Source organism: Mycolicibacterium sphagni (assembly GCF_002250655.1).
Taxonomy (GTDB): Bacteria; Actinomycetota; Actinomycetes; order Mycobacteriales; family Mycobacteriaceae; genus Mycobacterium; species Mycobacterium sphagni.
This window is the reverse complement of record NZ_NOZR01000005.1, coordinates 270,776-291,216: the sequence shown is the minus strand read 5'-3', so window position 1 is coordinate 291,216 and position 20,441 is coordinate 270,776. Positions and strand designations below refer to the sequence as shown.

24 protein-coding genes are annotated in these 20,441 nt (G+C 68.2%); 17 read left to right on the top strand and 7 right to left on the bottom strand.

Annotated elements, in window-relative coordinates; genetic code table 11:
- From CG716_RS08475 to CG716_RS08465, 3 genes are all read right to left on the bottom strand, one after another.
- A partial coding sequence (locus tag CG716_RS08475; RefSeq protein ID WP_133066894.1) for an SDR family NAD(P)-dependent oxidoreductase occupies positions 1 to 292 on the bottom strand: 292 nt, incomplete at its 3' end.
- Positions 289 to 765, bottom strand: a complete 477-nt coding sequence (locus tag CG716_RS08470) for a nuclear transport factor 2 family protein (RefSeq protein WP_094478373.1) — start codon at positions 763 to 765, stop codon at positions 289 to 291. The genes CG716_RS08470 and CG716_RS08475, both read right to left, overlap by 4 nt.
- Positions 766 to 778: 13 nt before the next feature.
- Entirely contained in the window at positions 779 to 1,633 is an 855-nt protein-coding gene (locus CG716_RS08465; protein ID WP_094478371.1) for an LLM class F420-dependent oxidoreductase, read from the bottom strand.
- 105 nt (positions 1,634 to 1,738) lie between these two features.
- Here CG716_RS08465 and CG716_RS08460 point away from each other — a divergent pair, with 105 nt between their 5' ends.
- Positions 1,739 to 2,464 (top strand): IclR family transcriptional regulator, encoded by a 726-nt coding sequence (locus CG716_RS08460; protein WP_094478435.1) that lies wholly within the window; start codon positions 1,739 to 1,741, stop codon positions 2,462 to 2,464.
- Positions 2,465 to 2,471: 7 nt separating this feature from the next.
- On the opposite strand, the gene CG716_RS08455 is transcribed toward CG716_RS08460, so the two are convergent.
- Positions 2,472 to 3,260, bottom strand: coding sequence for an SDR family NAD(P)-dependent oxidoreductase (locus CG716_RS08455; protein ID WP_094478369.1), 789 nt, complete (start codon positions 3,258 to 3,260; stop codon positions 2,472 to 2,474).
- A gap of 97 nt (positions 3,261 to 3,357) precedes the next feature.
- Here CG716_RS08455 and CG716_RS08450 point away from each other — a divergent pair, with 97 nt between their 5' ends.
- The 3 genes from CG716_RS08450 to CG716_RS08440 all read left to right on the top strand — a co-directional run bounded on the left by CG716_RS08450 (position 3,358) and on the right by CG716_RS08440 (position 6,480).
- Positions 3,358 to 3,939 carry a TetR/AcrR family transcriptional regulator gene (locus CG716_RS08450; protein WP_094478367.1) on the top strand — a complete coding sequence of 194 codons (582 nt, stop codon included), beginning with the start codon at positions 3,358 to 3,360 and terminating at the stop codon, positions 3,937 to 3,939.
- 86 nt (positions 3,940 to 4,025) lie between these two features.
- Positions 4,026 to 5,366 (top strand): replication-associated recombination protein A, encoded by a 1,341-nt coding sequence (locus CG716_RS08445; RefSeq protein WP_094478365.1) that lies wholly within the window; start codon positions 4,026 to 4,028, stop codon positions 5,364 to 5,366.
- A gap of 25 nt (positions 5,367 to 5,391) precedes the next feature.
- Entirely contained in the window at positions 5,392 to 6,480 is a 1,089-nt protein-coding gene (locus CG716_RS08440; RefSeq protein ID WP_094478433.1) for a methyltransferase, read from the top strand.
- Here CG716_RS08440 and CG716_RS08435 read toward each other — a convergent pair.
- Positions 6,477 to 7,097: an antibiotic biosynthesis monooxygenase gene (locus CG716_RS08435; RefSeq protein WP_094478363.1), complete on the bottom strand. Its 621-nt coding sequence runs from the start codon at positions 7,095 to 7,097 to the stop codon at positions 6,477 to 6,479. The genes CG716_RS08440 and CG716_RS08435 overlap by 4 nt on opposite strands.
- Before the next feature lie 114 nt (positions 7,098 to 7,211).
- Here CG716_RS08435 and CG716_RS08430 point away from each other — a divergent pair, with 114 nt between their 5' ends.
- The 6 genes from CG716_RS08430 (at position 7,212) to CG716_RS08405 (ending at position 13,390) form a co-directional block, all read left to right on the top strand.
- Positions 7,212 to 7,613, top strand: coding sequence for a secondary thiamine-phosphate synthase enzyme YjbQ (locus CG716_RS08430; RefSeq protein WP_094478431.1), 402 nt, complete (start codon positions 7,212 to 7,214; stop codon positions 7,611 to 7,613).
- A 78-nt stretch (positions 7,614 to 7,691) separates the two neighbouring features.
- Complete coding sequence (gene alaS, locus CG716_RS08425) at positions 7,692 to 10,400, top strand: alanine--tRNA ligase (protein ID WP_094478361.1); 2,709 nt, start codon at positions 7,692 to 7,694, stop codon at positions 10,398 to 10,400.
- Between the two features lie 5 nt (positions 10,401 to 10,405).
- Positions 10,406 to 10,924: a Holliday junction resolvase RuvX gene (ruvX, locus tag CG716_RS08420; protein ID WP_094478359.1), complete on the top strand. Its 519-nt coding sequence runs from the start codon at positions 10,406 to 10,408 to the stop codon at positions 10,922 to 10,924.
- Complete coding sequence (locus tag CG716_RS08415; protein WP_094478357.1) at positions 10,917 to 12,152, top strand: endolytic transglycosylase MltG; 1,236 nt, start codon at positions 10,917 to 10,919, stop codon at positions 12,150 to 12,152. Before ruvX ends, CG716_RS08415 begins: the two co-directional genes overlap by 8 nt.
- Positions 12,149 to 12,952 (top strand): shikimate dehydrogenase, encoded by an 804-nt coding sequence (locus CG716_RS08410; RefSeq protein WP_094478355.1) that lies wholly within the window; start codon positions 12,149 to 12,151, stop codon positions 12,950 to 12,952. The genes CG716_RS08415 and CG716_RS08410 overlap by 4 nt, the downstream gene beginning before the upstream one ends.
- Positions 12,953 to 12,970: 18 nt before the next feature.
- Entirely contained in the window at positions 12,971 to 13,390 is a 420-nt protein-coding gene (locus CG716_RS08405) for a prepilin peptidase (protein ID WP_207760608.1), read from the top strand.
- On the opposite strand, the gene CG716_RS31070 is transcribed toward CG716_RS08405, so the two are convergent.
- Entirely contained in the window at positions 13,387 to 13,518 is a 132-nt protein-coding gene (locus tag CG716_RS31070; RefSeq protein ID WP_272938271.1) for a nuclear transport factor 2-like protein, read from the bottom strand. The genes CG716_RS08405 and CG716_RS31070 overlap by 4 nt on opposite strands.
- A 219-nt stretch (positions 13,519 to 13,737) precedes the next feature.
- On the opposite strand from CG716_RS31070, the gene aroC reads away from it, so the two are divergent.
- The 5 genes from aroC to CG716_RS08375 are packed head-to-tail and all read left to right on the top strand — an operon-like array spanning position 13,738 to position 18,073.
- Positions 13,738 to 14,946, top strand: a complete 1,209-nt coding sequence (gene aroC / locus CG716_RS08395; RefSeq protein WP_094478353.1) for a chorismate synthase — start codon at positions 13,738 to 13,740, stop codon at positions 14,944 to 14,946.
- Between the two features lie 4 nt (positions 14,947 to 14,950).
- Positions 14,951 to 15,616, top strand: coding sequence for a shikimate kinase (locus CG716_RS08390; protein ID WP_094478351.1), 666 nt, complete (start codon positions 14,951 to 14,953; stop codon positions 15,614 to 15,616).
- Positions 15,613 to 16,728, top strand: a complete 1,116-nt coding sequence (gene aroB / locus CG716_RS08385) for a 3-dehydroquinate synthase (RefSeq protein WP_094478349.1) — start codon at positions 15,613 to 15,615, stop codon at positions 16,726 to 16,728. The genes CG716_RS08390 and aroB overlap by 4 nt, the downstream gene beginning before the upstream one ends.
- Positions 16,725 to 17,180: a type II 3-dehydroquinate dehydratase gene (gene aroQ, locus CG716_RS08380; RefSeq protein WP_094478347.1), complete on the top strand. Its 456-nt coding sequence runs from the start codon at positions 16,725 to 16,727 to the stop codon at positions 17,178 to 17,180. Before aroB ends, aroQ begins: the two co-directional genes overlap by 4 nt.
- A 14-nt stretch (positions 17,181 to 17,194) precedes the next feature.
- Positions 17,195 to 18,073 (top strand): MBL fold metallo-hydrolase, encoded by an 879-nt coding sequence (locus CG716_RS08375; RefSeq protein ID WP_094478345.1) that lies wholly within the window; start codon positions 17,195 to 17,197, stop codon positions 18,071 to 18,073.
- A gap of 23 nt (positions 18,074 to 18,096) precedes the next feature.
- Here the strand turns inward: CG716_RS08375 and CG716_RS08370 are convergent, their stop codons facing one another.
- Positions 18,097 to 18,726, bottom strand: a complete 630-nt coding sequence (locus tag CG716_RS08370; protein WP_094478343.1) for a B-4DMT family transporter — start codon at positions 18,724 to 18,726, stop codon at positions 18,097 to 18,099.
- A 33-nt stretch (positions 18,727 to 18,759) separates the two neighbouring features.
- Here CG716_RS08370 and CG716_RS08365 point away from each other — a divergent pair, with 33 nt between their 5' ends.
- Both CG716_RS08365 and efp read left to right on the top strand, forming a co-directional pair.
- A complete protein-coding gene (locus CG716_RS08365) occupies positions 18,760 to 19,848 on the top strand; it encodes a M24 family metallopeptidase (protein WP_094478341.1) in 1,089 nt (362 codons plus the stop codon).
- Positions 19,849 to 19,877: 29 nt separating this feature from the next.
- Positions 19,878 to 20,441 (top strand): elongation factor P, encoded by a 564-nt coding sequence (gene efp / locus CG716_RS08360; RefSeq protein ID WP_094478339.1) that lies wholly within the window; start codon positions 19,878 to 19,880, stop codon positions 20,439 to 20,441.

Genomic DNA, 20,441 nt, shown 5'->3' with positions numbered 1-20,441 from the left:
TCTCCACCCGCCCCACCCCGCCGCCACCCCAGGCGTTGTTCACCAGGATGTCGATCGCCCCGAATTCGGAAGCCGCTGCAGCCACGGCATTTTCGACCTGGAAGCGGTCGGAGACATCGGTGGCGACGAACAGCCCGCCGATCTCGTCGGCTACGGCCGCGCCGCTGGTCGGGTCGAATTCGGCCACCACCACCCGCGCGCCCTCGTCGGCGAATCGGCGGGCGATACCCGCGCCGATTCCTGCGCCGCCGCCGGTGACAAGCGCGACCTTGCCGTCCAATGAGCCGGTCATCGAGACAATCCCGCGGTGATCAGGTCGATGGCTTGGCCGCTGCCGTCGAGCTGGCGTGCGGTACGGCCGACGATTTCCCAACCGTGGCCGGCGCGCTGTAGGTGGATGAGGTGCACACCGGCGCGGGCGACGGCGTAGCCAAGCGACTCCCGGCGCACCAGCAGCATGGACTGACAGACCGCGACGGCCTCGTCGCCGTCGACCGTCACCACAGGCGGGCCGAAGAAATGGCAACAGCCCCGGGCGATCAATCCCTGGTGTTCTTCGGAGCGCACCATGGCGGCGACGTCGGCGCGGCTCGACATCGACCAGTCACCGGTGTCGTATCCGCCGTCCACGGCCCACAGTGCGGCGACGGCGTCGGGATCGCCGGAGTCGACCAGTGGCCCGTAGGACCCGATGAGCCGAGCGATATCGCGTTCGTCCTCAAGGGTTTTGACGCGCCTCTCGAGGCTCTCCAGGGTGTCGTTCACGGTGTTGTCCTCTCTACAGCTGGTCGGCCAGCTCCCGTAGCGCGGCGAGCTGATCGCAGTAGTGGGTGGGGGAGTCGGCGGACACCGAGGCGGTGACGGCGGTGGCACCTGCGTCGCGTAAGCCTTCGAGGCGCTGAGAAGTTCGGTCGCGATCGGCGAGCGGATCCACGGCGTACCCGGTGGACAGGACCACCTCGAAGCCGGGCGGCACGTCGACTCCGGCCAGCATGGCACCGATCTCGGCGTTGCTCAGGCCGAACGGTATCCAGCCGTCGGCCAGCCGGACTGCGCGGCGCAGCGAACGCAGGGTGCGTCCCCCCACCCAGATCGGGACTCGTGGTTGTACGGCGCAGGGCTGCACGGCGAACCCGTCGAACTGGTAGTGGCTGCCCTGGTAGCGGGGCCTGGTGGTGGACAGCGACGCGCGCAGCGCGCGGATGGCGTCGTCGGCGCGTTCACCGCGCCCGTCGAAGGCCGCGCCGAGCAGTTCGAACTCCTCGGCAAGGGAGCCGACGCCGACACCCAGTACCAGCCGGCCGCCGCTGAGCCGGTCCAGGGTGCCGAAGCGCTTCGCGATCTCCAGCGGGTGGTGGTAGCCCAGCACGACCACCGACGTCGTCAACGAGATCCGGCTTGTGTGGGCGGCCAGAAACCCGAACGTCGACAGCGGATCCCAGTACGTCAGGCCGCGCTGACCGCTTTCGTCGACCGGGACGGCGATGTGCTCGGCGCAGGTGAGATGGTCGAAGCCCAGTTCGTCGGCGGTGTGGGCGATGTGCGCGAGGTCGGCGACTCCTGCGGTGGTTTCCCACTCGGAGGAGACGCCGGGCAGTTGCATCACCATCGGCGTCGACAGTCCGATCCGCACAGTGCCTATCTAACTGGCGCCACACCGGAGGAATGCTTGCGTCTCGGTGATCGGGACCGCTACGGTGCGGTAGAACGAATTCTCGCCAAGCGGACAGGAGTGCTGATGACGGCGGCTTTGAGCGATACCGCGCCCGCATCGATGCTGGACCGGTTCACGGCGATCATCGATGCCTTCGAGGACGTGTCTGCGGGCCTCACGCTGGACCAGATCGCCGCGCGCGCCCACCTGCCGCGCTCGACCACGCACCGCATTCTCGACCAGCTGGTTCGCCTGCAATGGCTGACTCACTCCGGCCGGGGCTACCGCCTGGGCGCGCGCACGTCCGCGTGGGGTGCGGCAGACAGCGCCGACGTTCGGCTGCGATCGGTCGCGGCACCCGTGCTGCACGAGATGCAGGTGCGCACCGGCGCGGTGGTGCATCTCGGTCTGCTGGATCGGGGCGAGATCGTTCACCTGGACAAGTTGGGCGGCCCGTCGGCACGCCAGGTACCGACGTCGGTCGGTGTGCGGATCCCGGCTCACCGGGTGGCGCTCGGTGTGGCCGCGCTGGCCGGCCTCTCGCCGGAGGATGTGGTCGCCGAGCTGAATCACGTCCGGGGCTGGGAGCCCGACGCGGCGTGGTGGGGGGAGTTGCACAAGGTCCGCCGCCGCGTAGTGGTGCGGCAGGGGGATTACGCGGCTCCAATGCTGTCGGTTGCGGCGACGATCGGTTCGCGCGCCGCGATCGGGATCGTCACCTCCGATCGGGTGCTCGCCCAGCGATGTCAGCCGCTGGTATCCGCGTCCGCGGCACAGATCGCGCGGGCGTTGGCGGGCGCGAACAACTAGTCGACGCTCAGGTCAGCCCCATCAACTTCTGCATCATCCGGTGCGCGCCGGCGACCACCTTCCTGCGATCCGGATCAGTGCGCCGCGCAACGTCTTCGGCGTTACCGCCCGCGACATAAACGGGGCCGTTCGGTAACTGCTCGAGCCCCTCGCGCGCTACGTCGGCCGGATCGGCCACCCGCATACCCGGGACGTCGAAGTTCAGCCCCACCCGCTCCATCGCGGGCGTCCGAGTCACACCCAGAACCAGCTCCAGCACGTCGACGCCGTGGTCGCGCAATTCCAGCCACAGCCCCTCGGCGAAGATGCGGCCGTAGGCCTTCACCCCGCCGTACACCGTGTGGCGCACCGATCCCAGATACCCCGACATCGACCCGACCAGCAGGATGCCGCCACGCCGACGTTCGCGCATCAGGCGTCCGTAGTGCTGCGTCAGCGCCATCATCGTGGTGATGTTCAGGTCGATCACCCGCTGAAAGTCCGCGAGCTCGGCGTCGAGGAAGTCCGCGCTGCACGTGTTGGCGCCTGCGTTGTAGATGAACAGCCCGACCTCGAGCCCGTCGGTCAGCGCGGTCAACTCGTCGACGGCCGACGATTCGACGAGATCCGTTGCCAGAGTGCGTACTTCGGCACCGAGATCGCGACACGTCAAGGCCGTCGCCGCCAGCGGCTCGGGTTTACGGGCCACCAGAACAAGATTGACGCCTGCCTTGGCGAGAAGGCGCGCGAATTCCGCACCCACCCCTTCGGATCCGCCCGCGATCACCGCCCACGGACCGTACTTCGCATCCACCACGCACCGATCGTCACCCGCGCGGCCCAAACCTGTGCTCGGCGTCTCGCTGATCGGTACTGCTGCGCGGTGACCAGGGCCATACCCGATACTGAGAGGCGTGCCGCGGATCGGAGAGCCCCGGGCGCCGGCCCGCCCGGCGACCGATGACCAGGAGAATCGTCGTGGTGCGATCCTGGCCGCAGCCTCCCGGCTCGGCTCGGTCAAGGAGATCGACCGGATCCAGGCCCAGGAGATCGCCGCCGATGCCGGCGTCGCGTTGCGCACCCTGTACCGCTATTACCCGTCCAAGCATCATGTGTTCGCCGCGGTGCTCGATGAGCAGGTCGTCCACTTCCGGCCCCCGGCGCCCAGCGGTGTCCCGACCGACGACATCGCCGCCCTGATGGTGGCCGCGTGCCGAAACCTATTGCATCACAGGCATCTTGCGCACGCGATGATCACATCGACCCAGATCGTCCGGGCGCAGGCCGACGCGCCAGACGACCCCACATTGCGCGAGCTCATTCTGAAGATCGCCGGCGTCGACAGCCCGACCGACGAACAACTGCGCCGCACCCGGCTGGTGCAGCAGGCCGCGTTCGGCATCTTGACGTGGACGGTCGGTGGAGCGCTGGGACCAGAGGATGCGCTGGCGGACGTGGACGTCGCCTGCCGGTTGCTGGTGGGCGATGTTTTTTAACGGGTTCTGAGCGCCCAGCCGGTCTGACGGGACCTGGCCGCGTGCAGTCACGACGACCACATGACGAACATGGTAAGTCTGAGGGCGTGTCTGGCAGCCTGTTCGACGTTCCCGACGGCGGCGACGGCCGGGTGAGCTCGGCCGCGCCGGCGTCGGCTCCGCTGGCTGTCCGGATGCGCCCGGCCAGCCTGGACGAAGTCGTGGGGCAGGAGAACCTGCTGCGCCCCGGCTCGCCACTGCGCCGCCTCGTCGAGGGCTCGGGCGCGGCGTCGGTGATCCTCTACGGGCCGCCAGGCACCGGCAAGACGACGTTGGCATCGCTGGTTTCGCAGGCCACCGGCCGACGGTTCGAGGCGCTCTCGGCGCTCAGCGCGGGCGTCAAGGAAGTGCGGGCCGTCATAGACAAGGCGCGCAACGCCGCCGTTATCGGCGAGCAGACCGTGCTGTTCATCGACGAGGTGCACCGGTTCTCCAAGACCCAGCAGGACGCACTACTGGCCGCGGTGGAGAACCGGGTGGTGCTGCTGGTGGCCGCTACGACCGAGAACCCGTCGTTTTCGGTGGTGGCCCCGCTGCTGTCGCGCTCGCTGATCCTTCAGTTACAGCCGCTGACCGCGGACAACATCCGTGCCGTGGTGCGCCGCGCCATCGAGGACCCGCGCGGACTGGGCGGCGCCGTCGCCGTCGACGACGACGCCGTGGAACTGGTGGTGCAGTTGTCCGCCGGTGACGCCCGTCGGGCGCTGACCGCACTGGAGGTGGCCGCCGAAACAGCAGTGGCAAGCGGTGGCCGCATTTCCGTCGAGACCATCGAGCAGTCGCTGGACAAGGCGGCCGTGCGCTACGACCGTGACGGCGACCAGCACTACGACGTCATCAGCGCATTCATCAAGTCGATCCGCGGCTCGGACGTCGACGCCGCGCTGCACTACCTGGCCCGCATGCTGGTTGCGGGGGAGGACCCGCGGTTCGTGGCCCGCCGGTTGATGATCCTGGCCAGTGAAGACATCGGCATGGCCGATCCGTCGGCGCTGCAGATCGCGGTCGCCGCCGCGCAGACGGTGCAATTGATCGGTATGCCGGAGGCGCAGCTCACGCTCGCGCACGCGACCGTGTATCTGGCCACCGCGCCGAAATCGAATGCGGTCACCACCGCACTTGGCGCCGCGATGAACGACATCCGGGCGGGCAAGGCCGGTCTGGTGCCGGCGCATCTGCGCGACGGGCACTACGCGGGTGCGGCCAAGCTCGGCAATGCCGTGGGCTACCGATATCCGCACGACGACCCGGACGGTGTTGTGCCCCAGCAATATCCACCCGACGAGGTGCTGGGCGTCGACTACTATAAGCCGACCAGCCACGGCGCCGAGCGCGAGATCGCCAGCCGGCTGGACAAGCTGCGGGCGATCATCCGTCGCAACCGCTGACACTCAAGGGGGAGAGTTACCGATGATGGCGCAGGCCAAGGTGCCGCCGGCACCAGTGGTGAAGGCAATCGATCGCATCCGGCAGCACCTGTCCCGATTGAGCCGGCGGATGGTGCCCCCTCCGATCGAGATGCTCGAACTGGTCCTGGGGGCCTGGGTATCGCAGGCGATCCAGGTGGCGGCCGCGCTGGGCATCGCCGACGCACTGGCCGGCGGCCCGTTACCGGCAACCGAACTCGCCGAGCGCGTCGGCGCGGATCCCGACGGGGTGGACCGGCTGATGCGGGCCCTGGTCAGTCGGGGTGTGTTCCGCCGCCACCGCGACGGCCGCTACGGGCTGAATGCTCTCGGCGAGACTCTGCGGTCCAAGTCGGAGCCATCGATGCGGCCTGCGGGGTTGTTCTACGGATCCCATCAGCAGCGGGAGCACTGGTCCCATCTGCTCGACGCGGTTCGCACGGGCAAGCCCGTGGTCGAATCCCTGCGCGGCAAGGAGTTTTTCGATTACCTCGGCGACGACCCGGAATTCGCGGGTTTGTTCAACGACGCGATGACGGGCATGTCGGAGATGACGGTGCAACCCGCGGTCGCCGCGTACGACTTCAGCCGCTATTCGACGATCGTCGACGTGGGCGGCGGCCACGGCCGGCTGCTGGCGGAAATCCTGGGTGCCACCCCGTCGGCCCGCGGCGTGCTGTACGACCTGCCCGACGTGGTCGCCTCAGCGCCCAAGCTGCTGGCCGAGTTCGGGCTCACCGATCGGGTGGACGTTCAGGGCGGCTCGTTCTTCGACGCGGTTCCCGGCGGCGGCGATGCCTATGTGATGAAGCACATCATTCACGACTGGGCTGATGAGCAGTCGCTGACGATCCTGCGCAACATCCGTGCCGCGATAAAACCCGGCGCCAGCTTGCTGCTCCTCGAATTCGTCATTCCCGACGACGACAGCGACTTCATCGGCAAGTGGATCGATCTCGAGATGTTGGTTCAGGCCGGCGGCCGGGAACGCACAGCCGAGCAATACCGGTCACTACTCGCCAAAGCCGGCTTCCGGATGACGGGGATAGTGCCGACCGCGGCCCCGATCAGCGTTGTGGAAGCGGTGCCCGCCTAAGCCATTTCGGGCACACGCAACTGCGCGATCGCCAGTTCGAACTCACCGACGTCGAACTGATCGGCACCCAGATCGCGCAGCAGCGCGGTCCGCAAGGACCTGGCCACATCTCGACTGCGCTCCATCGCGGCGTGGCTGTCGTAGGTCGTCGACACCACCGCACGGCCGGTGGCGCGGTCGGTCATCAGGCTGGTGCTGCAGAACCCGTCCAGCTGTTCGATCTCGGGAAGCACCGTCTCCTTGTAGAACTCGACGACTCGATTGAACTGGTCGGGCCTGGCCTTGAGCCAGGTGGCCCGCACACAGGCGCCTTCGCCGGAGCGGTGGTCGCGATGCAGTGCGGCGATCTCCCATTCGTCCACCGAGGTGCCGGCCGCGAACGCCTTGGCGGCTTTGGCGCGCAGCGAGCGCACCTGGTCGGCACTGGAGCGCATCGCCGCATTGTTTTCCCAGGCGGTGGTGGCGATGCAGCGGCCCGATTCGCGGTCGGCAAGAAACGACGTGCCGATACATCCCGGCATGTCGCTCACGGCTGGCATGACCTCGGCACGAAACACGGCGATCCCGGCATCTATCGATTCCGGGCGCGCGTCAAACGTGGTAGAGCGTGCGTGCACGGTCCACCCCCTTCGACTCGGGGCAGCGCCCCGGTGGCGCCACCGGCGCATTTCACCTTCCTCCACCTGGTGTGACCTGGCAACGGTTTCGCCCAGGTCGCTACGGTGGGAATCGTGGACACCGCTGTGCTCGACGTCGACAGTTCCCGTCGGCGGATCGTCGACCTCACTGACGAGGTGCGGTCGTTCTGCCGCGGCCGTGGGGACGGGCTGTGCAACGTCTTCGTCCCGCACGCCACCGCAGGCATCGCGATCATCGAGACCGGAGCCGGTTCCGACCACGACTTGCTCGACACCCTGGAACGGCTTTTGCCGCGCGACGATCGGTACCGGCATTCGCACGGCTCGGCGGGCCACGGCGCCGATCATGTGATGCCGGCCATCGTGGCGCCCTCGGTGACGCTTCCGGTAGCTGACGGCACCCCGCTGCTGGGCACCTGGCAGAGCGTCGTGTTGGTCGACCTGAACAGGGACAACCCGCGCCGATCGGTTCGGCTGAGCTTCCTGCCCGGCTGACCGGCCAACGTCGGGAGACCGGTAATGTGGTGCGGTCGAGGCGTCAGCCGAGCCGCATCCCGAACGCAAGGAAATTCAGTGCAGACACACGAGATCAGGAAGCGCTTCCTGGATCATTTCGTGAAGGCAGGCCATACCGAGGTGCCGAGTGCCTCGGTGATCCTCGACGACCCGAACCTGCTGTTCGTCAACGCGGGCATGGTGCAGTTCGTGCCGTTCTTTCTCGGGCAGCGCACCCCGCCGTACACGACGGCCACCAGCATCCAGAAATGCATTCGTACGCCGGATATCGACGAGGTCGGTATCACCACCCGCCACAACACCTTCTTCCAGATGGCGGGCAACTTCTCCTTCGGCGATTACTTCAAGCGCGGCGCGATCGAGCTGGCCTGGTCGCTGCTGACCAATCCGGTCGCCGACGGCGGTTACGGGTTCGACCCCGAACGGCTGTGGGCAACCGTCTTTTACGACGACGACGAGGCTGTGCAGCTCTGGCAGGAGATCGCCGGTCTGCCGATCGAGCGGATCCAGCGCCGCGGCATGGCGGACAACTACTGGTCGATGGGCATCCCCGGGCCGTGTGGTCCGTGTTCGGAGATCTACTTCGACCGCGGCCCCGAGTACGGCGTCGAGGGCGGTCCTGAAGCCGACGAGAACCGCTATATCGAGATCTGGAATCTCGTTTTCATGCAGAACGAGCGTGGCGAGGGCACGTCGAAGGACGACTTCGAGATCCTGGGCCCGTTGCCGCGCAGGAACATCGACACCGGCATGGGTGTGGAGCGCATCGCCTGCCTGCTACAGAACGTCGACAACGTCTACGAGACCGACCTGCTCCGCCCGATGATCGACAAGGTTGCCGAGTACGCCCCCCGCGGCTATGGCGCCGGCAGCCATGAAGATGACGTCCGCTACCGGGTCATCGCCGACCACAGCCGCACCGCGGCGATCATCATCGGCGACGGCGTCACGCCCGGCAACGAGGGCCGCGGCTATGTGCTGCGCCGGTTGCTGCGCCGCATCATCCGCGCGGCCAAGCTGCTCGGTGTCGAGCAGCCGATCATGGCGGAACTGATGACATGCGTGCGCGATGCGATGGGGCCGTCGTATCCGGAGCTGGTCACCGATTTCGACCGCATTCAGCGCATTGCGGTGGCCGAGGAGACGGCGTTCAACCGGACTCTGGCCTCGGGTTCGAAGCTGTTCGAAGAGGCGGCCGCGACCACCAAGGCCGCAGGCAAGTCCGTGCTGGGCGGCACCGAGGCGTTCACGCTGCACGACACTTACGGCTTCCCGATCGAACTGACCTTGGAGATGGCCGCCGAGGCTGGCCTGTCCGTCGACGAGTTGGGCTTCCGTGAGCTGATGGCCGAGCAGCGCCGCCGGGCCAAGGCCGACGCCGCGGCCCGCAAGCACGCTCATGCCGACTTGTCCGCGTTCCGTGAGCTGGTCGACGCCGGGCCGACGGAGTTCACCGGCTTCGACGAGCTGACCTCCGAAGCCCGGATCCTCGGCATCTTCGTCGACGGCAAGCGGGTGCCGGTGATCGCTCACCACTCGCGCGTGCACTCCCAATCACCCCCTCCGGAGCGCGTCGAGGTGGTGCTGGACCGAACCCCGCTCTACGCCGAGTCCGGTGGACAGATCGCCGACGCGGGCTGGATCAGTGGCACCGGCGGCAGCGCGACGGCCAAGGCTGCCGTCACCGACGTCCAGAAGATTGCCAAGACGCTGTGGGTGCATCGGGTCAATGTCGAGTCCGGTGAATTCGTCGAAGGCGACACCGTCACCGCGGCCGTCGACCCCAAGTGGCGCCACGGCGCCACCCAAGGTCACTCCGGCACTCACATGGTGCACGGCGCGTTGCGACAGGTGTTGGGGCCCAACGCTGTTCAGGCCGGCTCACTGAACCGTCCCGGCTACCTGCGGTTCGACTTCAACTGGCAGGGCCCGCTCAGCGAGGAGCAGCGGACCCAGGTCGAAGAGGTGACCAACGAGGCCGTCGAGGCCGACTACCCGGTCAACACGTTCACCACCGGACTGGAGAAGGCCAAGGCCATGGGCGCGATGGCGATGTTCGGTGAGCAGTACCCTGCCGAAGTCCGCGTCGTCGATATCGGCGGCCCGTTCTCGCTGGAACTGTGCGGCGGTACCCACGTGCACAACTCAGCCCAGATCGGGCCGGTCACGATCTTGGGTGAATCGTCCGTCGGTTCCGGCGTGCGCCGCGTCGAGGCTTACGTCGGCCTGGATTCGTTCCGCCACCTGGCCAAGGAACGCGCGCTGATGGCCGGGTTGGCCTCCTCGCTGAAGGTGCCGTCGGAAGAGGTGCCGGCCCGCGTCGCCACCCTGGTCGAACGGCTCAAGGCCGCCGAGAAGGAACTCGACAAGATGCGACTGGCCACCGCGCGGGCCGCCGCGGCGAACGCCGCCGCAGGTGCCGAGCAGGTGGGTAAGGTCCGTCTTGTGGCGCAACGGCTCTCGGCCGGCATCAGCGCGGGTGATCTGCGCTCCCTGGTCGGTGACATCCGCGGCAGGATGGGCTCGGAGCCCGCGGTCGTGGTGCTCATCTCCGAAGGCGACGAGGGCACTGTCCCGTTCGTGGTGGCGACCAACCCGGCCGCGCAGGACGCCGGGCTGAGCGCCAACGAGCTGATCAAGCAGATCTCTTCGGCCGTCGACGGGCGGGGCGGCGGCAAGGCTGACCTGGCCCAGGGATCCGGAAAGAACACGGCCGGTATCGATGCGGCACTGGGGGCGGTTCGCGCAGAGATCGCGCGGAGCTAGCCTCCGTGCTCTCCGCACAGAACCGTGTGCCCGACCGGCCCGGCGCAGACGATCCCGGGCGCGGTCGTCGGCTCGGGATCGACGTCGGCACTGTGCGGATCGGCGTGGCGGTCAGTGATCCCGACGGCATTCTGGCCACTCCGGTGGAGACGGTGCGCCGGGAGCGAACGGGCAAGCATCTGCGGCGGCTGAGCGCGCTGGTCTCCGAACACGACGTCGTCGAGGTGATCGTCGGGCTGCCCCGCACACTGGCCGACCGCGCCGGGACGTCGGCGCAGGACGCGGTCGACGTGGCCGACGCGCTGGCCGGGCGGATCGCCCCGGTGCCCGTTCGACTGGCCGACGAGCGGCTGACCACCGTGGTCGCCCAGCGTTCGCTGCGCGACGCCGGGGTGCGGGCCAAGAGCCAGCGCGGAGTGATCGATCAGGCCGCCGCCGTCGGAATCCTGCAGGGCTGGCTCGACCAGCGCCGGAATCTAGCCAGCGCGCCCCGGGGAACAGCGGAGAGTGACGACGATGTCTGACGACTTCGACCACGACCGTTCCGCGCCGGTGGCCGTCGGCCCGCCACGGAGCCGGATGAGCCGCCTCGATCGGGTCCGTGCCCGGCGAAACCGTAACCGCCGCAGGATGATCGGCGCCGTCGCGGGGACCCTGCTGGTTGTCGTGGTGGTGGCCGCGGTGTACCTGGGCGCCAAGCTGTTCAGCGGCAGCTCTGGCGACTACGCCGGCGCCGGCAAGGACGACGTCGTCATCCAGGTGCACGATGGCGACTCCACCACCCAGATCGCACAGACACTGCGCGACAAGAACGTCGTGTCCAACGTCAAGGCCTTCGTGGACGCCGCCAAGGACAACGCGGCGATCGCGGCCATCCAGCCCGGGTACTACGCGGTGCGCACCGAGATGTCGGCCTCCGCGGCGGTGGACCGGCTGGCCGACCCGCATAACCGGGTGGGCAAGCTGGTGATCCCCGAGGGCCGTCAGCTCGACGACATCGCCGAGGTCGGCTCGGGCAAGGTGACTGACGGCATCTTCACCCTGATCTCCAAGGCCACCTGTGTCCCGCTCAACGGCCAGCCGAAATGCGTAGCCGCCGAGGACTTGCGCAAGGCAGCCGAGGAGGCGGCGCCGGCCGACTTGAACGTGCCGCAATGGGCGACTCAACCCGTCATCTCACTGGGGAGCAACCACCGCAGGCTCGAGGGACTGATCGCGCCGGGTACCTGGAACGTCGACCCGGCGGCGTCGCCTCAGGAGATCCTGGCCAAGCTGATCGGCCAGAGCACCGATCACTACGTCAGCGCCGGGCTGCTGGACACCGCGACAGCGATGAACATGTCGCCCTATCAGATCCTGATCGTGGGCTCGCTGGTGCAGCGCGAGGCCAAACCGCACGATTTCGCCAAGGTCGCGCGAGTGATCTACAACCGGCTGGCCGTGCCGCAGAAGCTGGAATTCGATTCGACGGTCAACTACTCGTTGGATCGTCAGGAAGTCGCCACCACCGACGCCGACCGGGCTCAGATGACGCCGTGGAACACCTACGCCATGGACGGCTTGCCGGTCACGCCGATCTGCTCGCCCGGGCAGGATGCGCTGGCCGCGGCCGAGCGGCCCGAGCCGGGGGACTGGCTGTATTTCGTGACCGTGGACACCGACGGCACCACATTGTTCACCCGCGACTATCAGCAGCACCTGGCCAATATCGAGCTGGCCAAGCGCAATGGTGTGCTCGACTCCGCGCGATGACGGGCGCGCGTAAAGCCGCGGTGCTCGGGTCACCCGTCGCACATTCCAAATCGCCGCTGCTGCACCTGGCCGCCTACCGCGCGCTCGGCCTGACCGACTGGACCTACGACCGCATCGAGTGCACGGCCGACGAATTACCTTCCCTCTTAAGCGGTTTCGGCCCCGAGTGGGTCGGGGTCTCGGTGACGATGCCAGGAAAGTTCGCCGCCCTGCGCTTCGCCGACGAGCACACCGAACGCGCGGACCTGGTCGGCTCGGCGAACACCCTGGTCCACACCGAACGAGGCTGGCGCGCCGATAACACCGACATCGACGGGGTCGCCGGTGCCCTCGGGCACGTCCGCCATCTGCACCACGCAATCGTGCTGGGTTCGGGCGGCACCGCACCCGCGGCCGTCGTGGCGCTGGCCGACCTCGGGGCCATCGAGATCACCGTCGTCGCGCGCAACCGCGACAAGGCGGCTCGGTTACTGGACCTCGGCGCGGCGGCCGACGTCACCATGGAATTCTGCGACCTGGCCGATCCGCGCCTCCCTGAGGTGGTGGCCACCGCCACCGCCCTGGTCAGCACTGTTCCCGCCGATGCCGCAGCCGACTATGCCGAGGTGTTCGCGGGGGTCCCTGTGCTGCTGGACGCGATCTACGACCCGTGGCCCACTCCGCTGGCCACCGCCGTGGGGGCCGCCGGCGGCCAGGTGATCAGTGGCGTGCAGATGCTGCTGCATCAGGCGTTCAGCCAAGTCGAACAATTCACAGGGCGCCCGGCGCCGCGCGAGCAGATGGCGGCCGCGCTGGGTTAACGTCCGCCGGTGCGCCAGTTGGTGATCGGGCTTGTGCTGTCGTGGGCAGCGGCGTTGGTGGTGTTCGACGTCCGCCACCGGCGATTGCCCAATGCGCTCACACTGCCCGGGGCGGTCACGGTCCTTGCCGTCGCCGGACTGTGCGGTCACGGGCTTCCGGCACTGGCCGGGGCACTCGGACTGGCTGCGCTGTATCTGGCTGTGCACCTGACGATTCCGGCCGGGCTGGGCGCCGGTGACGTCAAGCTCGCGCTCGGGGTGGGCGGGCTGACGGGCGCGTTCGGGCCTGACGTGTGGCTGCTGGCGGCGCTGGGTGCACCTCTGCTGACGGCCATGCTGGCGACCGTCATCGCGGTGCGAGATCGGACGGCGACGGTGCCCCACGGCCCGTCGATGTGCGTGGCGAGCCTGGCCGCCGCGGCCCTCGTCGTCTTTTAGCCCTCGGGCCAGCCCAGCGCGTCGAAGACGGCGACCGGATTGAGGCAGTCCCGCCAGCGCACGATCTCCCGGTCCTGGATCGTGATGACCGAGATGAACCGACCGGCGTAGCGCGGGTAGCCGGGCACGGTGATCACGTATTCGGTGAGGACGTCTCGGCCATCAGGTCGAAGAAGTGCCCCGGGTCGACGAGTCCCTGCAGGCCGCGTTCGATGATCCGGAAGAACGGGTCGAGAGCCGCGAAATCGTCCAGATTCGCATCGGAGTTTTCCTCATTGCTCCATTTTCGCGTGCTCCTGCGGAAAGCAGATTGGGTCTGCCGTGACCGGCGTGGGAAGATGGGACGCGTGTTGCGATGGACGACCGCCGGTGAATCCCATGGCCGCGCGCTGGTAGCCGTAGTCGAAGGCATGGTCGCCGGTGTGCAGGTCACGTCGACCGACATCGCCGACCAGCTCGCCCGCCGGCGCCTGGGCTACGGTCGCGGTGCCCGGATGAAATTCGAACAGGACCAGGTCACTGTGCTGGCCGGGGTCCGCCACGGCGCCACCTTGGGCGGCCCGATCGCCATCGAGATCGGCAACACCGAGTGGCCCAAGTGGGAAACCGTGATGGCTGCCGATCCTGTCGCCGACGAGGAACTGGACGTCGCGCGCAACGCGCCGCTGACCCGGCCCCGGCCCGGACACGCCGACTACGCCGGCATGCTCAAGTACGGCTTCGACGACGCCCGCCCGGTGCTGGAGCGGGCCAGCGCCCGCGAGACCGCGGCGCGGGTCGCGGCAGGGACTGTCGCCCGCGCATTCCTGCGCCAGACGCTGGGCGTCGAGGTGCTCTCCCACGTCATCTCGATCGGTGCGTCGGCACCCTACGACGGACCCCCACCGGCCGCGGGCGATCTCGATCGCATCGACGAGAGCCCGGTCCGGGCCTTCGACAAGGCCGCCGAAGCCGACATGATCGAGCAGATCGAGGCCGCCAAACGCGACGGCGACACCCTGGGCGGCATCGTCGAGGTCGTGGTCCACGGCCTGCCGATCGGGCTGGGCTCGTTCACCAGTGGCGACAACAAGCTGGATAGCCAGCTCGCCGCCGCGGTGATGGGCATCCAGGCCATCAAGGGCGTGGAGATCGGCGACGGTTTCCAGACCGCGCGCCGACGCGGCAGCCAGGCTCACGACGAGATGTACCCCGGCCCCGACGGAGTGGTCCGCTCCACCAACCGGGCCGGCGGCCTCGAAGGTGGCATGACCAATGGCCTGCCGCTGCGGGTGCGGGCGGCGATGAAGCCGATCTCGACGGTGCCGCGTGCGCTGGCGACCGTCGACATGGCCACCGGCGAGGAGGCCGTGGCGATCCATCAGCGTTCCGACGTGTGTGCGGTTCCCGCCGCTGGTGTCGTCGTCGAAACGATGGTCGCGCTGGTGCTGGCCCGTGCTGTGCTGGACAAGTTCGGCGGTGACTCGCTCACCGAGACCCGGCGCAACGTCGACGGGTATCTGCAGGCGGTCGCCGAGCGCATGCCCTCCGAGTCGCCAGTGCGGGCGTCGGGGTAGCGAGATGGCGCCGAAAGCCGTGCTGATCGGGCTGCCCGGCTCAGGGAAGTCCACTATCGGGCGGCGCCTGGCCAAGTCGATGGGCGTGGCGATGCTCGACACCGACGCGGCGATCGAGGAGAAGACCGGCCGCACCGTCGCCGACATCTTCGCCAACGACGGCGAGGAGGAATTCCGCCGCATCGAAGAAGACGTCGTCCGCGAGGCACTGGACACCCACGACGGTGTCCTGTCGCTGGGCGGCGGCGCGGTCACCACAGCCGGCGTCCGCGATGCGCTGGCCGGGCACACCGTGATCTTCCTGGAGATCAGCGCGGCCGAGGGAGTGCGCCGCACCAGCGGCAGCACCGTGCGTCCGCTGCTGGCCGGACCCGACCACGCCGAGAAGTACCGCACGCTGATGAACCAGCGGGTGCCGCTCTACCGTCGGGTTGCCACGATCCGGGTGAACACCAACCGCCGCAACCCTGGCGCCGTCGTGCGTCACATCGTCGCGCGGATGGAGAACCCGCAACCGCAGCGCCGGCGCAGACCACCATGGCGGCGTTCGCCGGTGGCAACTGAAAAACGTTCCACCCCAACATCACCGGATGAACCGTCCGAATCAACCCCGGTCACGCCCGCCACCCCGGCGGCGCTGGCCGCTCGCCGCGCCGGAGTTCGCAAATGACAGATACACCGGTGACCATCGAGGTCGCCGTCGATCCGCCTTACCCGGTGATCGTGGGCACCGGCCTGCTCGGCGAGCTCGGTGAGCTGCTCGGCGGCCGGCACAAGGTGGCGATCCTGCATCAGCCGACGCTGGCGCAGACCGCTGAAGCCATCCGGGAACATCTGTCCGGCAACGGTGTCGACGCCCACCGCGTCGAAATTCCGGACGCCGAGGCGGGCAAGGATCTGGCGGTCGTCGGCTTCATCTGGGAAGTGCTGGGCCGCATCGGAATCGGCCGCAAGGACGCGCTCGTCAGCCTCGGTGGCGGCGCGGCGACGGATGTCGCCGGGTTCGCCGCGGCGACCTGGCTGCGCGGTGTGGACATCGTGCACGTCCCGACCACGCTGCTGGCGATGGTCGACGCCGCTGTCGGAGGCAAGACCGGGATCAACACCGAGGCGGGCAAGAACCTTGTCGGCGCCTTCCACCAGCCGGCTGGTGTCCTGGTGGATCTGGCGATGCTGGAAACGTTGCCGCGCAATGAACTCGTCGCCGGAATGGCCGAGATCGTCAAGGCCGGTTTCATCGCAGACCCGAAGATCCTCGACCTCATCGAAGCCGACCCGCAGGCCGCCGTCGACCCGGCCGGTGGTGTGCTGCCGGAACTGATCAGGCGGGCGATCGCAGTCAAGGCCGAGGTGGTGGCCGCCGACGAGAAAGAGTCGGCACTGCGCGAAATCCTCAACTACGGGCACACTTTGGCGCACGCCATCGAACGCCGTGAACGCTATCGGTGGCGCCACGGTGCGGCGGTATCGGTGGGGCTGGTGTTCGCCGCCGAGTTGGGCCGGCTGGCCGGCCGGCTCGACGATGCCACCGCCAAGCGCCACCGCAACGTGCTCACCTCGCTGGGATTGCCCGTCAGCTACGAACCCGACGTGCTGCCCGAGCTCGTCGAGATCATGGCCGGTGACAAGAAGACTCGCTCGGGTGTGCTGCGGTTCGTGGTGCTCGACGGGTTGGCCAAACCAGGCCGGTTGGAAGGTCCGGACCCGGCGCTGCTGGCGGCGGCATATGCGGAGGTGGCCGCGATGAGCCCAACGGGCGAAGAGCAAAGGACACAGCTATGACGACAGTCCTAGTCCTCAACGGACCGAATCTCGATCGGCTCGGCCGCCGCGAACCCGAGATCTACGGCAGCACAACCTATGACGACCTGGTCATGCTGATCGAATCGCAGGCGACCGAACTGGGGCTGACCGCGGTGGTGCGGCAATCCAACAGCGAAGGCCAGCTGATCGACTGGCTGCACGCCGCCGCCGACGCCGGTGACCCGGTGATCCTCAACGCCGGCGCGCTGACCCACACCTCGATCGCGCTGCGGGACGCCTGCGCCGAGCTGAAGGCGTCGCTGATCGAGGTGCACATCTCGAATGTGCATGCGCGTGAAGAGTTTCGGCACCACTCATACCTGAGCGGGGTGGCCACCGGCGTGATCGTCGGGCTCGGCGTGCAGGGCTACCTGCTGGCGCTGCGCTACCTGGCCACACTCGAAGTCACCCTCGAACCCGGCCTCGACTAGTCGGGTTGCCGCGGGTGCGCAACCGGATGGCGTTGGGCGAAGCCACTGTCACGCGCATCGTCGAAACGCAGATCCAGATGCGGACATCGCTGTTCGCCGACACCCCGGCACAGGCCTGGGCCGATCACTCCGATCTGCTGGAGCCGCACTTCTGGGATCGTGACGCCGGGCTCTGGCGGATCGCGATGCAATCCTGGGTGGTGGAGGTCGACGGTCTGGTCGTGGTGGTCGACACCGGGGTCGGCAACGACCGCGAGCGCCCGCACATGCCGCCGCTGGACCACTTGTCGACCGACTTCCTGGACGCATTCACCGCGGCCGGCTTCGATCCGGCGGCAGTCGACGTCGTGGTCAACACCCACCTGCACACCGATCACGTCGGCTGGAACACCCACCTGGTTGACGGTCAGTGGGTGCCGACGTTCCCCAACGCTCGCTACGTGATGCCCGAGCCCGACTACCGCTTCTTCGGGCCCGGGGGAGAGGGCGAGAACGACGGCATGCGAACGGTGTTGGCCGACAGCGTGATTCCGGTGACCGATCAGATCCGGCTGTGGACCGACGACCTTGCGCTCAGCGCGTCTCTGCGGCTGCGCCCGGCGGCCGGTCACACGCCGGGCTCGTCGGTGTTGTGGCTCGACGCGGGAAGCCCCGCTGTGTTCGTCGGAGACCTGACGCACTGCCCGATCCAGATCCGTCGACCCGACGACGCGTGCGCGTTCGATGTCGATCCGGCCGCCGCTCGCGGCACCCGGCGGCGGGTGTTCACCGAAGCGGCCCGCGCCAACGCGATTGTGTTCCCGGCGCATTACCCGGGGCACGGTGGACCGGTGATCGTGGCGAGCGGTGACGGCTTCGATGTGGACGGCTGGGCGTCGATCGACACCATCTAGCTGTCCTGCGGTCAGCGGCGGGGTCAGGCCTTGTCGGTCTTGCCCTCGGTCATGTCGATCTGCTCGGTCGGCTCGTCGCGCTCGGCGGTCGCGACCGCGGAGGTCTGCTCCTCGGCCGCGGCGGCGGACTCGGTGCTGCCGAGCCCGGCGATGGGTCCGGTGTGGTCGTCCTCGCGGGCGGCGTCGAAGACGTCAGCCTGGCTGCCGTCCTCGCGGCGACGCTCTTGAGGCGGCCGCTTGCGGTCGACCAGGTAGCGGCCGATGGCGACCGCGGCGATGGCCGGGACGAACACCACCAGCGCGGTGAAGGCCGCGAATGTGGTCAGCTCGCTGATCAGGCCCTCGGCGTAAACGTTGTGGTAGAAGAGCGAGACGATCCAGGTGACCAGGCCGCTGAGGAGGCCGCCGACCAGTCCGGCCAGCAGCCAGGTCATGGCCAGATCGCGGCGGCGGTCCGGGTCGGGGTTGGCGTTGGCGTCGGCGCGGCCGTCGAGCAGGCCCCAGACGAACGCCGCGATGGCGAACAGCACGACCAGCGAGATGCTGATCGTTCCCGCCTTGGTCTCGTAGATATTGATCAGCGTGCCTTGCACCAGACGGACGATCACCATGCCGGCAGCGAAGGCCAGTCCGCGCAACAACCACGTAGTCATGGTTAGCCAGAGTAGCGAGTAGCGTCAGCGACCGTGACACATTCCCAACGGCGGGACCGACTGGCCGCCCGGCTGGCTGCCGACGGGCTGGACGCGATCCTGGTCAGTGACCTGGTCAACGTGCGTTATCTGTCCGGATTCAGCGGGTCGAATGCAGCGCTGCTGGTGTTCGCCGGCGACACGCCGACGGTGCTGGCCACCGATTCGCGGTATCGGACCCAGGCCGCACACCAGGCGCCGGACGTGGAAACCGTCATCGAACGAGCCTGCGGGCGTCATCTGGTCGGGCGCGCGGTGGCCGACGGGGCCGCCACGATCGGATTCGAGAGCCACGTCGTGACCGTCGACGGCTACGACGCGCTGGCCGGCGCGCTCGATGACCACCCGGGCGCCGAGCTGGTGCGCGCCTCGGGCACCGTCGAGACGCTGCGCGAAATCAAGGATGCCGGGGAGATCGCACTGCTGCGGCTGGCGTGTGAGGCCGCCGACGCGGCCTTAGCCGAGCTGGTTCGCGGCGGCGGCCTGCGGCCCGGGCGTACCGAACGGGAGGTCGGCCGCCAACTCGAGGCACTGATGCTCGAGCACGGCGCCGACGGGCCGTCCTTCGAGACGATCGTGGCCACCGGCGCCAACTCGGCCATTCCGCATCACCGGCCTACCGACGCTGTGCTGGCCGATGGCGACTTCGTCAAGATCGACTTCGGTGCGCTGGTCGGCGGCTACCACTCCGACATGACGCGCACGTTCGTGCTCGGTGCGGCCGCGTCCTGGCAGCTGGAGATCTACGAGTTGGTGGCGGCCGCGCAGCGGGCCGGCCGCAATGCGCTGGATATCGGGGCGGAGCTGCGTGACGTAGACGGCGCGGCCCGCCAGGTGATCGTCGATGCCGGCTACGGCGAGTACTTCGGCCACGGCCTGGGCCACGGTGTCGGACTGCAGATCCACGAAGCGCCGGGAATCAACTCCGCTGCCGCCGGTACACTGCTTGCTGGCTCCGTGGTGACCGTGGAACCCGGTGTCTACCTGCCCGACCGTGGCGGTGTCCGCATCGAGGACACTCTGGTCGTCGGCAAGAGCCCCGAATTGCTCACCCGGTTCCCCAAGGAACTACAGGTCATCTAGGACCAGATAAACGAGGAGAACGACCGACCGTGGCATCCACCGCCGATTTCAAGAACGGCCTTGTGCTGAACATCGACGGCCAGCTTTGGCAGATCATCGAGTTCCAGCACGTCAAACCGGGCAAGGGCCCCGCATTCGTGCGCACCAAGCTCAAGAACGTCCTGTCCGGGAAGGTCGTCGACAAGACGTACAACGCCGGGGTGAAGGTGGAGACCGCGACGGTCGACCGGCGCGACGCCACCTACCTCTACCGCGACGGCTCGGACTTCGTGTTCATGGACTCCGAGGACTTCGAGCAGCATCCGCTGCCCGAGGCGCTGGTGGGCCGCCTGGCCGATTTCCTTCTGGAGGGCATGCCGGTGCAGATCGCGTTCAACGAGGGCGCGCCGCTGTACCTGGAGCTTCCGGTCACCGTTGAGCTCGAAGTCGCCAGCACCGAACCGGGTCTGCAGGGCGACCGGTCCAGCGCGGGCACCAAGCCCGCGACGCTGGAGACCGGGGCCGAGATCCAAGTTCCGCTGTTCATCAACACCGGCGACAAGCTCAAGGTGGATTCCCGCGACGGCAGCTATCTGGGGCGTGTGAACGCCTGA

Excerpts from the sequence above, each read along its gene's own strand:
- CG716_RS08370 (WP_094478343.1), bottom strand. The coding sequence starts at position 18,726 with ATGACTACGTGGTTGTTGCGCGGACTGGCCTTCGCTGCCGGCATGGTG.
- CG716_RS08460 (WP_094478435.1), top strand. The coding sequence starts at position 1,739 with ATGACGGCGGCTTTGAGCGATACCGCGCCCGCATCGATGCTGGACCGG.
- CG716_RS08415 (WP_094478357.1), top strand. The coding sequence starts at position 10,917 with ATGTCTGACGACTTCGACCACGACCGTTCCGCGCCGGTGGCCGTCGGC.
- CG716_RS08390 (WP_094478351.1), top strand. The coding sequence starts at position 14,951 with ATGGCGCCGAAAGCCGTGCTGATCGGGCTGCCCGGCTCAGGGAAGTCC.
- CG716_RS08440 (WP_094478433.1), top strand. The coding sequence starts at position 5,392 with ATGGCGCAGGCCAAGGTGCCGCCGGCACCAGTGGTGAAGGCAATCGAT.
- CG716_RS08410 (WP_094478355.1), top strand. The coding sequence starts at position 12,149 with ATGACGGGCGCGCGTAAAGCCGCGGTGCTCGGGTCACCCGTCGCACAT.
- aroB (WP_094478349.1), top strand. The coding sequence starts at position 15,613 with ATGACAGATACACCGGTGACCATCGAGGTCGCCGTCGATCCGCCTTAC.
- aroQ (WP_094478347.1), top strand. The coding sequence starts at position 16,725 with ATGACGACAGTCCTAGTCCTCAACGGACCGAATCTCGATCGGCTCGGC.